Below are 14,479 nucleotides of genomic sequence, written 5' to 3' on the forward strand. Positions count from 1 at the left end.
GACGTTGAGCAGTCCGAAGGCTGTCTCAAGGTAACTGTTGTCGTTGCGCCCGCGGCGTGTGATCTCGATCACGAGCGCCGAACGGTAAGCAGACCGTCCGAACTTCGCCCAAGGGATAACTAAGGAAGCGCGGAAAGCTTGGGTTGGAGACATCATCGCAGGTGTCATTCTCCAGGTGCGATGGAGTCCAGGAACCACGGACGGCCTCCATCATTCGCTCGCGGGGTGGGTCGGGTTGCGGCGCTGAAACAGGATTGCTCGGAGCCTGTCGGGTCCGATGGCGCGGGCCACGTGCTTGAAGGTGAAGAACGGAAGCAGTGACACGAAGATGATCGCGCCCACGATCACGGTTCCCGCAAGCCCGCCGCCGCCGAAGGACGGTATGCCGGCCGCCAGGGTGCTGCCGTGGAACAGGCCGACCAGCACGCGTTCGATGACGTGCACGGTCATGAAGAGCGCGGTGCACAGCACGGCCTCGAAGGCGATCGTCGCCGCCACCGGAAGCCGCTGCAGCCAGCGGGCGACGTCGACATACTCCGCCGCCAGCATCACCTTCGCGAGAATCAATGCGTTCAGGATCGCAAAGCCCTGGAACACGAAGACGTTTCCCGCCGACCGCTCGATCAGGTCCTGGTTCAGCACGAACAGGCCGAGGAGGACCCAAAGATACACGAACAGGATCAGGAAGCGCTTCAATTCCTGTGTGAGCCGCGTCGTCATGGAGTGGCGAGGCGGTGGTGGCGCCGGCTGCCGGAACGTATCGGCCATGGAATACTCCAACTGTGTTGCGCGGCTCAGCCGCCATGCGCCGGACGCGCCAGTTCCTCGGCCAGGATGGCGACGCCGAGATTGCTCGCGGCGACGCCTTGCGCGACGCAGAGCTTCAGCACCTCCATGATCTCGGCCACGCTGGCGCCCGCCGCGAGCGCACCATGGATATGCCGCCGCGTCCCGGGCGCGTACATGTGCCTGAAGGAGACATCGAAGGCGATGCTCAGAAGCTCGGTTTCCTTCGCCGTGAAGACGCCGGCGCTGTAGATGCCGGCGCCGGTCGCCATGAAGGCGTCCGTCCAGGCCGGGTCGAGCGCGAAGAAGGGGTCCCAGGCCTGGTTCCACTGGCCCAGCCTCTTCATGGCGTCGCAGGCCGGGGTCGGGGTTGCCGGATGCGACGGCAGTGCGGCTCCCGCCGCGGCCGCCTCTTCAAGCAGGATCGGCGCCCCGAGGCTGCAGGAATGGATCGCCATGACGGTCGCCATCTTGACGATGGTCATGAGTTCGTCGCGGCTCGCTCCGGCGGCCAGCGCGGCGCGCATGTGGCGGCGGGTGGCCGCCCCGTCGAGAGTGGTGCAGGCGACGCTGGTCGCGACGCAGACGAGCTCGACCATCCGCAGCGGCAGCACCTTGCCGCTCCAGGGGTCGGTGCTCATGGTGCGGCAGGCATCTGCCCAGGACCGGTCCCACGCCTCCAGCGTGGCCAGCGCGCCCGCATCCCACGGGCCAAGCGGAAGCTGATCCTCGTTCGGCTGGCTCATGTCGGCCTCCGTCATGCCTTGCTCTGGGTCGGGTATCGGACCGCACGGGGCGGTCCGCGGGGTGCCGCGCAGGACAGGTCCAAGCGGGTGCCGCCGGCTCGGCTCAGTCCGGCTCGGGCGGCGGAAAGGCGGTCGGGTCGGGCTCCCAGACCAGGAAGCGATTGCCCGCAGGGTCGGCGATGACGCCGTGCCAGGCGACGCGCGGGACCGCGGTGCGCTCCTTCAGGACCGTGCCGCCCAGGCGCTCGGCCGTGGCCAGGGCGTCCGCGCAGGACGAAACCTGCACGAAGGGCAGCCAGCCATGGCTGCCGAATCCGGGCGGATGCGTCAGTCCGCCGGTGGCGAGGGCGGGCGCGTCGGCGCCGACCTCGATGCGCCAATAGTCGATGCCGGGCGTCTTTTCGATCCGCCAGCCGAACAGCGCGGCATAGAATTCGACGAGCTGCCCGGGCTCGCCGCCATAGATCTCGAAGTTCGTCAGGTGGGCCGCCATGGCGCCTCTCTAACCTTGGCGACGGGGCCGCGCGGTGTCGCAGCCCCGTCGATGGATCGGACGTCAGGCCAGACCCTTGGCCGCCTTGTGCGCTTCCAGGGCCAGCTTGGCCGCCTGGGGCGGGACCATGCAGTAGGCCATCGGGTGTGAATCGCCCGCCACCTTGGCGACGGTCTTGCGGCCGTCGGTCTCCCAGAGGAGGAAGCCCTGCTCGCCGTCGCGGCGGTTGGGCGGCAGGCCGATCTTCGCCAGCGTCTCCTCGATGCTGTCGTACCAGACGCCGACTTTCAGGATCTCGCGCGCCTCGTCCGCGTTGGCGACCTTGCGCCCGAACTCTTCGCAGAGACGGACGGCGCCCTCGATCTGCTGGATCGAGGAGCGGCGCTTCTTGTCGGGGCCCCAGAGGTTGTCCTCGTTGCCCACGCGGACGTGCTGCCCGAGGACGATGGCCATGGCCGACAGCGAGATGAGGCCGCGCATGGAGGACCAGAAGGTGGTCACCGCACCCTGCGGAACCTGACGCAGGAAGTCCATCCAGTGGAACGGGTTGCGGCCCAGCGTGCCGCCGCCGTAACCGGCCATCGCGAGGTTCAGCGGCCCCTTGTAGACGCCCGCCCGGATGAGGCGCTCGATGATCTCGAGCTGATGGATGTGGGCAGGCACGAAATAGGGCTGGATCTTGTTGGCGGACAGCCGCTTCAGGTGCTCAAGGTAGAAGGCGGGGCCGGCGTCCACGAACATGCCGGCCCAGGCCGCCTGCACGGCCGGATTGTTGTCGAGATGCGTCCCCTTGATGTCGTCGGGCGTGAACATGGACACCACGTCCCACTGGGTGGTGCCGGTCGCGACGGTGACGAAGTCGGGCTTCGGCTCCAGCTCCGCCAGCATGTGGCGGGTGTCGTAGTTCAGCCACTTCGCCTTGGCGTCGGCGGTGTGCGGCGCGAACGAGATCGAACCGCCGACCTGCAGGATCATCTTCGGCACGGCCGTCCGCAGGCGGTCGAGCATGTAATTGTACTGGTCGAAGTTGATCGAACCCTGACCCGTGGCGGGATCGCGCACATGGACATGAAGCATGGTGGCGCCGGCATTGTAGCAGTCGACCGCCACCTGCACCTGCTCGTCCCAGGTCAGCGGGATGTCCGCATCGCCGGGAAGCCACTGCGGGCCGTAGGGCGCGGCCGTGATGATGAGCGGCGCCTGGTTTTCCGGAAGGATGGAGTCGTCGGTGTAGTACATGTTGGTTGGCCTCCTTGTTATCGGTGTTTGCGCCCCGCTTTTGCGGCTGCCCGCCGCGGATCGGCCCCGTCCGCACGCGCGTCCGAAAAGGCGCGCGGCCGGGCGGTCATCCCTGCGACCTCTGGCCAAGCGGGACCACCTTCCCCGCGGCGAGCGTTTCCTCGATCTCCTGCGTCAGCCTCGCGATCCAGCCCCTGCACTCCTCCCGCCGGTCCGCCTGTACCTCCGCGGGCAGCGCGGCGGTGTTGGCGAGTGCGGTCTCGGCCGCCGAGAGCTCCTCGCACATGTCGACAAGTCCCGGGTTCCGACGCACCTGCGCCAGAAGCTCCGAAGCTCTTCCGGGGAAGAACCTCAACGCCGTCTGCAGGGTGTCTTCGTCCGAGCGCGTCCCCATCGCCCCATCTCCTCGGCTTCGAATGAGCCTTAGGCCAAGCGGCCCGCGGGGGGACGTAATTAACGTGGAGCGGTGGGGTAAACCGCCGCCGGGACGCCCCGGCCGGAAAGCCAATCTGTGGGTGATTTCAATATTTTGCGATCACTCACGCAGGCACGCCATCCGGCCCGGCGGTCAGCGTCAAGCTTGGTGATTCTTGCCCCAAGCGCGACTATAGTCCGGCCCCGGAGCGTGATCGGGAGCGCACGTGGGCAGCGGTTTTGCACAGGCCGGCAATCGGGACGGCGCGGCTCCGCCGCCGCCGGATACCGGCCTTTGCCAGGCGCAGCTGGAACGCATTCTCGGCAGCACAGATTTCGCCGCCACGGAGCGCGCCCGCCGCTTCCTCGCTTACGTGGGCGGTGAGACGCTCGCCGGCCGCGCGGAGCGGATCAAGGCCTACACGATCGCCACGGAGGTATTCGGCCGCGACGCCTCGTTCGACCCGCAGTCCGACCCCATCGTCCGCGTGGAGGCGGGACACCTGCGGCGGGCGCTTGAGCGGTACTATCTGGGCGCGGGGCGCGCGGACCCGGTGGAGATGACCATCCCGAAGGGCGGCTACGTGCCCGTCTTCGTCCTGCGAGCGCCTGCGGAGGCGCCGGAGACGGCGCTCCCTGCCGCCCCCGCCCCGGTCGGCTCCGGGCGGCGTTCGTGGTATTGGGGCAGCGCCATCGCGATCATGGTGCTGCTGGTCCTGGCGACGGCGGTCAGCACCGGGTGGGGCTGGCTCGGCACCGCCCCGGCGCAGCCCGACATTCCGCGGCTACTGGTCCGCCCGTTCGACGATCTGGCGCGCACCGAGGCGTCGACCGCCATCGCGCGTGGCCTCACCCAGGAGGTCATCGGGCAGATTTCGAAATTCAAGGACATTGTGGTCGTCGCCGCCCGGGCAGGGAGCGAGACGAACCCGATCCAGGCCGAGGGCCCGTCCCCGCGGTATGTGCTCGGCGGCAGCGTCGACCTTCACGCGGGCGCATTCCGCCTCCAGACTCAACTCGTCCGGCGATCGGACGATGTCGTGCTCTGGGCGCAAAGCTACACCGGCGACCTGAAGGTCGCGCGCCTCGTCGAGATCGAGGAGGACATCGCCCGACGGGTGGCGACGACGCTCGCGCAGCCCTACGGCGTGATCTTCCAGGCGGACGCATCCCGCCATCTGAGGAATCCGCCCGACGACTGGCGCGCCTATTCCTGCACCCTGAGCTATTACGTTTACCGGGCCAGTCTCGACCGGGCGACGCATGCCAAGGTGCGCAAATGCCTGGAAGACGCCGTCGCCCGATTTCCCGACTATGCCACCGCATGGGCGCTGCTGTCGCAGACCTATATCGATGAGGTGCGGTTCGGTTTTGCGCCGGACCCGGCCGCCGGTCCGGCCTCGGTCAGCCGCGCGCTTGCGGCGGCGCGGCGCGCCGTCGAGCTCGACCCGACGAACACGCGGGGCCTTCAGGCCAAGATGTTCGCGCTCTACTTCTCAAAGGAGGTGGAGGCCGCGCTGCGGATCGGCGAACAGGCACTGGCCATGAATCCGAACGACAGCGAGCTGATGGGCGAGTATGGGTTCCGGCTGGCGCTCACGGGAAGCTGGCAGGCCGGCTGTTCTCTCATCCGGCGCGCGCGCGAACTCAATCCCGGTCCGCTGGGCTATTACGAGGCGGCCCTCGCGCTGTGCGCCTATTTCGACGGCGACCTTTCGGAGGCCGCCATGTGGATCCGCAACACCGGCGTGCCGGACAATCCCATGTACCACCTCATCGGCGCGGTCGTCTTCGGCGAGGCCGGCGAAGCCGCGGTCGCAGCGGCCGAACTGGACTGGGTGCGCACCCACGCCCCGGGCATCGCGGCGAACCCGCGCGCCGTGATCGCAGGCCGCGTCCTGAACCCGGTCGATGTGGAGCGCCTGATCGGCTCGCTCCGCAAGGCTGGACTTGCCATCCCCGAGCCGTAGCCCTCCCGGTACGGTTCCCGCGCGGCCGAGGCCGGCCACCGGGAACGCCCCGGCGCAGGGGCCTATCGCTGGCCCCAGGCCCATCCGGCGATGCGCCAGCCATCGGGGCCTTTGCGGAGCGCCAGCGTCCACACCGAGTTCGCCTCGGTGACCTTCTTTTTTCCTTTGGTGTACGTGTAGGTCGCGGGAACAACCACATAGGCATTCTCGCCATTCACGCTGACGCGCCACGGCTTGCCGATGGTCACGGCGCGCGGCGTGATGCCCGCCTTTGCGTCGTACGCGGCGAAGGCGGTCAGCCAATCCATGCACGCGGTGGGGCCTTGCCATGTATGGGGCGGAAAGTCGTCGATGATGATGGTCTGAGGCGAACAGAGCCGGACGAACGTGTCGGCGGCGCCCTGGTTCATGTCGGCCAGATACTCATTGACGACCTTGATGACGTCAGCGTCGTCCGGTTGTGCGGCCCGGGCCGCGATGCAGGATGTGAATGCCATGGTCACGGCGACCGCAAATATCGTGATCCTCATCTCAGGTATCCTCGTCGCGTCCGCCATTTATCGTTGCGGTGTCACCCAATGGATGGTCCCCAACGTCATCAGATGACGCGGGATGATCCGCTTCACGCCGAAGGACCTCACCCGCCGGAGGAAAGTGCAGATTCTCCGGCTCGTTCGCAAACATGCCCTCTCTGCCTCCGTCGCCGCAGAAATGGCAATAAAATACCGCTTTCGGCATCGCCGAGCGAGAATTCGCCGGCCCTTCGTCATCCCGTTGTTTAAAGACTACGCTCCGGCCCGGAACACCGCAACTTGACCGTGACCATACAGGATCGAAGCCGGCGTTCGGCCCGTCCGTGCGCCGGCTGGATGCTCGATCGAGCTCTCGACGACCTGCCTTGTGCCTGTAAAGATCAGCACGTCGGTCGCGGAAGCGCTCGCCTGTGCCAGATAAAGAGAAGGCGACAATCCCGTCGAAGGAGTGGACCGGGGGCTACCGAAGCACAGAAAGGCAAAGGATCATCAAGCCGCCTTGGCCTATGGCGAAGTGCCCGGATTCGTAAATGCGCTGCAAGCCTCAGACGCTGCCCTCGCTGTCCGACTGGGCTTCGAATTTCTGATTCTGACTGCGGCGCGTACGGGAGAGGTGCTCGGCGCCACCTGGGATGAGATCGACCTCGACGAGAAGATATGGACTGTGCCGGCTGCCCGCATGAAGGCACAGCGGGTTAACCGCGTCCCCCTGACAGATCGTTGCATGGCCATTCTCAGGGAAGCTCGCCAGCTTGGCGACAATGGTATCGTGTTTCCCGGTAGGTCTTCGCAGAAGCCGCTTTCCAACATGGCGTTCCTGATGGTGCTGCGGCGCACGCAGGTCGAGGCCACGGCACATGGCTTCCGATCAGCGTTTCGGGACTGGGCGGCAGAAACGACCAACCACCCGCGGGAAGTCTGCGAAATGGCGTTGGCACACACAGTGGAGAACAAGGTCGAAGCGGCGTACCGGCGCGGGACTGGAGCGCGTTCGTTGGCAATGGGGTGACCCACCTTGAGATTAGATAACGCTCTGAGGCCAGGGTCAGAAAGCACGCGCCAAAAGATTTTATCGCGTTCGACTCAAGGCTTGTCGACCGGTGTCCAGCGTAGCAATTTGCGTGCTTCCGTGGTCGCTCTGCCGCAGCGCTGTGGAGGACGAAATGTCTTTTCGCCGCTTGCGATTTTGCCCCGCCGAGCCGCAGGGCATGCATGATTGACGCTTCCGCAGCCTATTTTGAGAGAACGAGTTGCCAACACTGCATCCCACTCATGGGGCGGGCGCCCCTGCGCGCGTGACGGTCGTTCTTCGACCCCATGTGAGCCACCGTTGGCTCACATGAAGCGTAGTTTTTATGATGCCGCGCGCGTGGACGGGACACCAAAAATGAGGGTCCGGCAGCGCGACCGCCAGCAATTCAGCAGAGATGGATATTGAGTTCGGCGCGGGGCCTTTTTTGTTTCAGATGCGACGTCGTTGGGAGCTTAAAACGCCCTGGATACGTCTACGAGGCTCCAAAACGATCTTTCTTGCGATTCTGTAAATAGTGAAGACATCAGCTTCGCGTGCGCGCCGTTTTGGAGTCCCGACATCGCGCCGCTTGCCTTCGACCTATCTCATGCGGTGCAATTCTCGAGCATCGTATATGAGGAAGATATATCTAGATTGATATATTCTGAATAAATATATTACAAAATTAGATACTGAGATGCATTTATATCAATAGAATCATTAGTTATCACCCTTAATGGGTAGCTGTTTTATCCCATTTCAAACATCAAGTTTAACTCTCTCAATTGAATATGCAGAGAGATATTTTTAGCTGCTTCTTAGGTTAATGATTGTTTCCATCATTGGATGAGTGAATCAACGATTCTGTAAATCACTGATGTCGACAATCAAGACATAGGTGATGAAAATGAGTGAGATCAGTCAGCTCGATCCCAAGGCTCGCATGGGTCTTCGGCAGGCCTACGTAGAATGGATCGATTCATATATCGAAGACGGTTATACGCCCTATCTCATGACCTTCATGTTCAATCATGTTTCTGCAGCTTCGATGCCTCGGCTCATTCAAATGATGTACCAGGATATCGAAATCTTCTATCTGCGTCTGTCAGGGCGTTTCGCGCACCATCCGGAGAAGCCGGGGCAACGGTACAAGCTACCCATCCTGATCTGCTCACCGGACACGCCCAACATCAAGCGTCGCAACCATTGTGTGGAGAGTGGCGACGGCCTTCATGTGCATGGCATTTTTCTGAAGCCGCCCGTCAGCCGGTTCAAGGGCGATCTCATCGAACTGGTGAGAATCCTGAGTGTCGAGTTGACCCGCCAAACTCGCATCCAACGGATCCATCTGGTCGAGGTCACATACAATTCGGCGAGCGCTTCAGACTATGCACTGAAGGCCTTTGGCCGGCACCAAGACTGCAGCGAGCCCTTGATCCTTCCGATGGAAATGGGAGCGAAGCGGGACCGCACGGCAAGGGGCTATGACGAGGCTTGCGATCGGGTGCAGGGGAGTTCCTTGATGCGCTCGCCGCGATGCCGTGGCCGGTGATCCTTTGACACCCGGGCGCAAACGCCAGGCTGGACCAACGCCATCGCCCTGTTCGGCTTTCGAAGGCGCCTAACGCCCTTCCATGGAGTGCCGCGAATGCCATGGAGCTCCATGAGGAAGGCGCTTTAAGCGCCCTGGATGTGCGGAACCCGATGCAATGAATCGTGCGAAAACGAAAATGAGGAGGACGGTGAAAACCGCCCTCCTTTTTTTGTGCCTGGATCAGCCCCTTGTCAGGCCTTGATCACGCATTCGGGGTGCAGCGGCGCGATCTGGGTGATCTGCCGGGTGAAGGGGGGGAAAATCGGGGTAGTCGCGCCAGTCGAGCGTGACATGGCTGTCGCTGCGGGCGCGCACCACGGCTTCCCACCAGCCGCCATACTCTCCCTCGCTGAAGTCGGGCGCGAGCACCACGTCGCCCTTGGTGAGCTGCGGCCAGTGGGTGCCGCCCTCCTTCATGACGACGCCGATGGTGGTGTCGCCCGAGGCCGCATCGGTCTTGATGGACAGCATGGGCGCGGCCTTCTTGCTCGACTTCACGCCACCGGAGGGCGCTGCGGGCTTCTCGTCATACTTGTTCTCGGCGGGGCTGTTGTCCTCGGCATCCGCTTCCTGGTCGGCACCCTCGCCGGTGGCCAGCGCCTCGGCCATGAGGGACAGCCGCTTGAAAATGTCGGTCTTGATGTTGGCGAGCAGTGGCCGATCATTCTCGCCGAAGCGGCCGGCGGGCAGCGCCGCGAGCAGATCGGCGTCATCGCCTTCCCCGAAGGGCACGCAGGAGAGGCCCAGCTTGGTGGCCGCGGCTTGGGCGCGCTCGATGCTATCAGCGCCGAAGCGGCCGGCCTGCGCCTTGCCGGCCCAGTTCTTGGTGAAGAGCACGAGGCACGAAGAGGCTTCGATCGCAGTCATGATGATGCTCCATATTAAGGGGTGCAGCTATGTGCATTGATATTGTATCATATTACCACTTTAATGTCAAGAATGTTTCCATTTTGCCCCTTGAAGCCGAGGGGCCGCCTCGCCATGCCGGCTAGGTCTCTGCCGAAGTTTAGTCTTTAGTCAGGAGGGGGAGTTCCGTTGGTACCCAAAAGCAGCCCTCCCGGCGCGGCGTCGCGAATGACCGCTTCGCGCCGCCATCCACGTCATTCCCGCCGACTTGCGCTGATCCTAAAATCCGCCATTAGTTCACTCTAGGGTGGCGTCGCCGCCGAAGGTTCGTAGGTGGGACCTTGCCGTGGTCCACTTCATGGCTATCATCAGATTTTCGGCCGTTCGACCGAGCTGTGGCGTGATCTCCCGCCGGCCGAGCTCATTACGTTCCAGTAGTCATTACCCTTTCCTGTTGGTTGTTGATGCGGCCGTGGGTCGGTTCTCGATATGACGTCGGGGTGCTTATCTTCTGCCTGGTTTCACTATATGTTCCCAACATGTTCCCTGAGGCTGGGCTGAAGCTTATGATTCTCTGGTCCGTCACTGATCCATTCCTGCTCCGTTTCGCTACGCCTAGGTCCGCTGACACGGTGATGCCTGGTCGCTATGCCTCGGAGCTCGGAGTTTGGGTGGTCGACAGCGATGAAGGCGAGCGTCCGATCATAGAGGTTGCCTGCTGTTCGCTGATCGCTACTCAGACGAAAACTATGCAGCACGTGGAGGCTGATGACGACGACGCCACACACTTTGGGTCGATCGAAACCGGCACTTTCACGGAGGTGAGGCAGGAGGCGGACGACGAGGACGCCTCGCTGTGTCTTCCGGAGCTGACGACCAAAACCCATGTCGTTCAGGAGCAGGACGACGAAGTGGCGATGCCTGGTTGGTGAGAGGCGGCGTCGGCATGATCCTTCTCGTCACCAACAAGCGCGACGTCACGTCGGACTTCGTTGTGCTTGAGATGCGCAGGCGTGGTCTGCCCTTCATCCGTCTCAATACGGAAGACCTGCCGCAGCACGAATTGGTGATGGCGGACGGCGATCCTGGAAGGCTGACGCTCAACGGACCCTGCGGCAATCTATGCCTCCCGGAAGTCACCTGCGCCTATTATAGACGGCCTGGCAGCGTCGCGGCTGGGGGGACGGAGGCGGCTGCGGCCTATGTGATGGCTGAATGGTCAGCGATCCTGCGCAGCCTCTGGAATGCCCTCGAAGGGCGCTGGCTGAACTCGCCCTTCTCGATCCTGCGGGCAGAGGACAAGCCTCGGCAGCTCGCTGCCGCACGCCGTATGGGTCTGACGATGCCCGGCACGCTTGTCACCAACTCGTTCGATGCGGCGCGAGCTTTTCTTGCCGATGGCCCGATGGTGGCTAAGCCGCTGCGCCATGCCCTGATCGACGACGGCAAGGTCGGCAGCATCGTGTTCACCAGCCGTGTGGCCGAGCTTGAGGCCGGCGACGCCGACGCCGTTCGACGCGCCCCAATGATCCTGCAACGCGAGATTCCCAAGCGGTCGGATGTCCGCGTGGTCGTGATCGATGACCGGGTCTTCGCTACGAAAATCCTGTCGCAAGCGCATGACGAGACCCGGGTCGACTGGCGCCGGGGCGTTCGTCTGGATCTTGTGCATGAGGTGATGGAGCTGCCGGCTGAGCTGGTGACAGCTTGCATTGCAGTCACCCACGATCTCGGCCTTCGGTTCGCTGCGATCGACCTTGTGGAGGATGAGGACGGTCAGTTCTGGTTTCTTGAGGCCAACCCGAACGGACAGTGGGCCTGGATCGAGCAGCGAACGGCCGCACCAGTCACTGCCGCTATCGTCGATGCTCTTGTTGGCGGGCGCGTGGGATGAACGGCTGGCGCATTCTGGATCTGGTCTTCCCTTACATCGAGAAGCTCACGCCTGCCGAGCAGGCGAGCGAGGACCAGCGTCTGCAGAGGGACATCACGGCTATCGAGACAGCCGACTGGACTCAGAGTGACGAACGGGCACTGGACGAGGCCCAGAAGGTCGCCACCACCGAGGTCGAGCGGGTGCGGACGGCCGAGAGTAAGGCCACGACCTATCTGGCGGTGCTTGCGGCCCTTGTTCCCGTAATTATCACGCTCCAGGTGGCGAACTGGGAAAAGAAAGCTGGCCCGGCACCCGACGCCGCGCGGCTGTTCGTCCTGACGGTCGCAACAATCTACGTCGCGGCGGCCGGTTTCCACGCCTTCAAGACGCTCCAGGTCCAGGGCTTCCAGCGTGTCGGGGAAGCCGAGATCGCGGCAGCGTGGCAGACCCAAAAGCCGCTGCGCAAGCTCACGCGCGGCACCCTGCTGGCGACTCGCCGCTTGCGTAACGCGGTCAATGCCAAGATCACCCGAATCCGCGTGACGCACGAGCACCTGCTCCGCGCGTTCGGGACCTTCGTCCTTCTCCTGCTTCTTGATCCGCTCTTTTACGCAATGGGCTTCCGCAACGCGACACAGGAGCCACCGTCCGCAAAGGTGGTAGTCGTAGAGCGACCGGGATTGTCGCCTCTGATGGTACCGCCCGCTTGCTGTCACCGCGCGCCGGCGGTCAGGTGGCCCGAGATCGCGCCCACTGTTGGCCAGCAACCAGCTGTGGCGCCATTGGGGCCAGTTCCTAAGGTTGGCCCAGCAACGGCCCCCAAGCCGGATCGCCTTGGTGAAGCCAAGGAAAGTGCGCCGAATTAGGGCCGTGACGGTTAATGTTCGCGAATTGCAGTGGTGGGTTCGAGCTGGTCAGCAGGCTGTGCGAGCGACTGCGTGCTGGAGAGCATCAGCCGATGTAGAACTCGCGTTCGCAACTGCAGGGTAAGATAATGTCTGCCACATCTGACTGACACCGGTCATCCAGGTTGGCGATAATAATCGAACGACAGCTAATCCAGAAGTGTAGCCTGAAAGCGGTCGGGCATAAATCGGCCCCGATCGCGTCGTTGCGCTGGTGTAGCAGATTTCCCGCGGCCATGACCGGCTGGGGGTGGTTTCCTCTCTGACGGCTTTTTGGCGGTGACATTGGGTTAGCGGCCGTTCGGCAGGCCTCTGCACTTCGACGACAATGCATGTCAAAGCAGACTTCGCTCTCGGTTCCTTCCAAACAAAAATAGTGCTATTTTAAATTATAATTTAGGGGGGACAACATGGACATCTCGCATGCGCTCGAAGCGATAGAGGAACACAAACTCAGAACCGAAATTGCAGGCTTCCTCAAGGATTTCATGACCCCAGCTTTTGGATCGCTTCCGAAGCGTGAGATCGAATTGCGCGTATTTGATCTCATGCGCAGTCTTGGCATCCTCAAATCTGAGGCGACCGTCTACAGTCTGATGACTGACCTCATGGTCACGCGGACGAAAGCCTCGCAGCTGATTTTTGATCTCGAAGTACGCCAGCATGGAAATGATCGGGAGAGGCTGAAGGAGCTTGTCAAGCAGGCACTGGTCCATACCAAGTTCGCCAAGGATGGCGATTATTTCGTCATGGAGGTCGAGAACCCGCTGACCCTCGCATATATACGTCAGAGAATTCGGGAAATAGGGCACTTCTCCGACGCGTCTTTCAATTCTGCGCTGATACGTGCACCCGTAGATACCATCACGGACCTAATACTAAACATCATTCCCGAGGATCAACATCAGGCCATCAAGGCTGCCTTGGTCGAGGCTGGCGCGCCCGACAGCAGTGTGAAGGCGGTTATCAAAAGTGCATTGAAAACGCTAGGCAGGAAAGTCATCGGCGAAGCCGCAGACCAGGTTGCAGAGGGGGTCGTAGACAGCTCTGCCAATTTTCTTGAACCACTCGTCAGCGCTAGTATCGGGCAGATTCGAGAAAAATGGAGTGCCCTCTTCGCTGCTGAGCAAGATGCCGAGTAGTCAGATCGGTGGAGCAATAACACAAGCGACTTCATAGGTGGTAACCATGAGCGCCCTCACGCCAGAGCAGGTATTCTTCTTGGCCTTATCGCGAATGGTTTGGTTAAGGCGCCGCGCAGCCAAGACATCTGGCCTCCCATTCAACGAGGAGACTATTACCGAGACGATTCTGCTTGATCTCAAGACTGCGTATCCTGGCCATGTGCAGATTATTGCGTTTAACAAGGCACAGGAGGCCCTGACCGGAGCGGATTGGTTCTGGTCGTTCGTGAGCGCTGACGGGAGCCAATCGTTTACAATGCTCGTCCAAGCTAAGCGGCTCGAAGATGCCGAGCAAATCTATCAAGGCATCAATCGCAATATCGGCAAACGGACGCCGCCTGCTCGCCAGATCGACCAGTTGCTCGCCACGGCGCAAAGCCACCAGGTCCCCGCCATCTACGCCTTCTACAATCATGTTACGAATGAGAACCGTGTCCCCCGGAAATGCGGATCGTTGCAGCTTTCCGATGCTGATCAGGTGCTTGGTTTTGGCATCAGCCTGGCAGAAGCGTCGACTGTCGCCAGCGTGCTACCAGACGAGACCTTCGACACGCACCGACGGCATTCTATTCCGTTGCACTGCCTATTATGCAACCGTGGCCAAGGGCGGCGACCTGGAGGCGGGACGGCGGATATGGCCGCCTACGGGTTTGCGCGGCTGCGGCTTGAAACATCGACTAAAAAGCGTGACCCAGACGATCTCGGCCTGCGGGACGGCCTTCATCCGATCGTCGAGTTTGCACTTGGGTTTGCGGCGCGGGACTTCGATGGTGCTGACCATCCTACACTTGATCATTTTCCAAACATCGCCGGAGTGGTCGTGCTCCACGACTCCAACGAGGAAATCAAGTCGGAGTCAGAACGCGGTTAGAGACTTTGGT

Annotated in this window: 15 protein-coding genes; 8 read left to right on the forward strand and 7 right to left on the reverse strand. The window is 62.4% G+C overall.

The window, feature by feature from the left end:
• Positions 1-210 precede the first annotated feature (210 nt).
• The 5 genes from D9R14_RS08185 to D9R14_RS08205 all read right to left on the reverse strand — a co-directional run bounded on the left by D9R14_RS08185 (position 211) and on the right by D9R14_RS08205 (position 3,658).
• Positions 211-768, reverse strand: coding sequence for a hypothetical protein (locus D9R14_RS08185; protein ID WP_147452986.1), 558 nt, complete (start codon positions 766-768; stop codon positions 211-213).
• Between the two features lie 26 nt (positions 769-794).
• Positions 795-1,532: a carboxymuconolactone decarboxylase family protein gene (locus D9R14_RS08190; RefSeq protein ID WP_170168546.1), complete on the reverse strand. Its 738-nt coding sequence runs from the start codon at positions 1,530-1,532 to the stop codon at positions 795-797.
• Between the two features lie 103 nt (positions 1,533-1,635).
• A complete protein-coding gene (locus D9R14_RS08195; protein ID WP_121622834.1) occupies positions 1,636-2,025 on the reverse strand; it encodes a VOC family protein in 390 nt (129 codons plus the stop codon).
• 63 nt (positions 2,026-2,088) lie between these two features.
• On the reverse strand, positions 2,089-3,264 hold the full coding sequence (locus tag D9R14_RS08200) for a beta-keto acid cleavage family enzyme (RefSeq protein WP_121622835.1): 1,176 nt from the start codon (positions 3,262-3,264) through the stop codon (positions 2,089-2,091).
• Positions 3,265-3,370: 106 nt separating this feature from the next.
• Positions 3,371-3,658 (reverse strand): hypothetical protein, encoded by a 288-nt coding sequence (locus tag D9R14_RS08205; RefSeq protein ID WP_121622836.1) that lies wholly within the window; start codon positions 3,656-3,658, stop codon positions 3,371-3,373.
• A gap of 247 nt (positions 3,659-3,905) precedes the next feature.
• On the opposite strand from D9R14_RS08205, the gene D9R14_RS08210 reads away from it, so the two are divergent.
• The gene (locus D9R14_RS08210) at positions 3,906-5,648 is read left to right on the forward strand and encodes a hypothetical protein (protein ID WP_184759458.1); all 1,743 of its coding nucleotides are present in this window, start codon (positions 3,906-3,908) and stop codon (positions 5,646-5,648) included.
• A gap of 62 nt (positions 5,649-5,710) precedes the next feature.
• On the opposite strand, the gene D9R14_RS08215 is transcribed toward D9R14_RS08210, so the two are convergent.
• Positions 5,711-6,178 (reverse strand): nuclear transport factor 2 family protein, encoded by a 468-nt coding sequence (locus tag D9R14_RS08215; RefSeq protein WP_170168547.1) that lies wholly within the window; start codon positions 6,176-6,178, stop codon positions 5,711-5,713.
• Positions 6,179-6,680: 502 nt separating this feature from the next.
• On the opposite strand from D9R14_RS08215, the gene D9R14_RS08220 reads away from it, so the two are divergent.
• The gene (locus tag D9R14_RS08220; RefSeq protein ID WP_210313767.1) at positions 6,681-7,190 is read left to right on the forward strand and encodes a tyrosine-type recombinase/integrase; all 510 of its coding nucleotides are present in this window, start codon (positions 6,681-6,683) and stop codon (positions 7,188-7,190) included.
• A 910-nt stretch (positions 7,191-8,100) separates the two neighbouring features.
• The gene (locus D9R14_RS08225) at positions 8,101-8,745 is read left to right on the forward strand and encodes a hypothetical protein (protein ID WP_147452987.1); all 645 of its coding nucleotides are present in this window, start codon (positions 8,101-8,103) and stop codon (positions 8,743-8,745) included.
• Between the two features lie 222 nt (positions 8,746-8,967).
• On the opposite strand, the gene D9R14_RS08230 is transcribed toward D9R14_RS08225, so the two are convergent.
• Positions 8,968-9,654, reverse strand: a complete 687-nt coding sequence (locus tag D9R14_RS08230) for a hypothetical protein (protein ID WP_121622840.1) — start codon at positions 9,652-9,654, stop codon at positions 8,968-8,970.
• Positions 9,655-10,304: 650 nt separating this feature from the next.
• Here D9R14_RS08230 and D9R14_RS08235 point away from each other — a divergent pair.
• The 5 genes from D9R14_RS08235 to D9R14_RS22880 all read left to right on the forward strand — a co-directional run bounded on the left by D9R14_RS08235 (position 10,305) and on the right by D9R14_RS22880 (position 14,469).
• Entirely contained in the window at positions 10,305-10,565 is a 261-nt protein-coding gene (locus D9R14_RS08235; RefSeq protein ID WP_210210823.1) for a hypothetical protein, read from the forward strand.
• A gap of 14 nt (positions 10,566-10,579) precedes the next feature.
• Positions 10,580-11,527 carry an MvdC/MvdD family ATP grasp protein gene (locus tag D9R14_RS08240; protein ID WP_121622842.1) on the forward strand — a complete coding sequence of 316 codons (948 nt, stop codon included), beginning with the start codon at positions 10,580-10,582 and terminating at the stop codon, positions 11,525-11,527.
• Positions 11,524-12,375 carry a hypothetical protein gene (locus D9R14_RS08245; RefSeq protein ID WP_121622843.1) on the forward strand — a complete coding sequence of 284 codons (852 nt, stop codon included), beginning with the start codon at positions 11,524-11,526 and terminating at the stop codon, positions 12,373-12,375. Before D9R14_RS08240 ends, D9R14_RS08245 begins: the two co-directional genes overlap by 4 nt.
• Before the next feature lie 449 nt (positions 12,376-12,824).
• Complete coding sequence (locus D9R14_RS08250) at positions 12,825-13,556, forward strand: hypothetical protein (protein ID WP_121622844.1); 732 nt, start codon at positions 12,825-12,827, stop codon at positions 13,554-13,556.
• A gap of 46 nt (positions 13,557-13,602) precedes the next feature.
• On the forward strand, positions 13,603-14,469 hold the full coding sequence (locus D9R14_RS22880) for a DUF6615 family protein (protein ID WP_147452988.1): 867 nt from the start codon (positions 13,603-13,605) through the stop codon (positions 14,467-14,469).
• Positions 14,470-14,479: the final 10 nt, after the last annotated feature.

The organism is Xanthobacter tagetidis (assembly GCF_003667445.1).
Classification (GTDB): Bacteria; Pseudomonadota; Alphaproteobacteria; order Rhizobiales; family Xanthobacteraceae; genus Xanthobacter; species Xanthobacter tagetidis.

Bases quoted from the DNA above. Each gene is read 5' to 3' on its own strand.
- D9R14_RS08185 (WP_147452986.1), bottom strand. From the start codon at position 768: ATGGCCGATACGTTCCGGCAGCCGGCGCCACCACCGCCTCGCCACTCC.
- D9R14_RS08190 (WP_170168546.1), bottom strand. From the start codon at position 1,532: ATGAGCCAGCCGAACGAGGATCAGCTTCCGCTTGGCCCGTGGGATGCG.
- D9R14_RS08195 (WP_121622834.1), bottom strand. From the start codon at position 2,025: ATGGCGGCCCACCTGACGAACTTCGAGATCTATGGCGGCGAGCCCGGG.
- D9R14_RS08200 (WP_121622835.1), bottom strand. From the start codon at position 3,264: ATGTACTACACCGACGACTCCATCCTTCCGGAAAACCAGGCGCCGCTC.
- D9R14_RS08205 (WP_121622836.1), bottom strand. From the start codon at position 3,658: ATGGGGACGCGCTCGGACGAAGACACCCTGCAGACGGCGTTGAGGTTC.
- D9R14_RS08215 (WP_170168547.1), bottom strand. From the start codon at position 6,178: ATGAGGATCACGATATTTGCGGTCGCCGTGACCATGGCATTCACATCC.
- D9R14_RS08225 (WP_147452987.1), top strand. From the start codon at position 8,101: ATGAGTGAGATCAGTCAGCTCGATCCCAAGGCTCGCATGGGTCTTCGG.
- D9R14_RS08230 (WP_121622840.1), bottom strand. From the start codon at position 9,654: ATGACTGCGATCGAAGCCTCTTCGTGCCTCGTGCTCTTCACCAAGAAC.
- D9R14_RS08240 (WP_121622842.1), top strand. From the start codon at position 10,580: ATGATCCTTCTCGTCACCAACAAGCGCGACGTCACGTCGGACTTCGTT.
- D9R14_RS08245 (WP_121622843.1), top strand. From the start codon at position 11,524: ATGAACGGCTGGCGCATTCTGGATCTGGTCTTCCCTTACATCGAGAAG.
- D9R14_RS08250 (WP_121622844.1), top strand. From the start codon at position 12,825: ATGGACATCTCGCATGCGCTCGAAGCGATAGAGGAACACAAACTCAGA.
- D9R14_RS22880 (WP_147452988.1), top strand. From the start codon at position 13,603: ATGAGCGCCCTCACGCCAGAGCAGGTATTCTTCTTGGCCTTATCGCGA.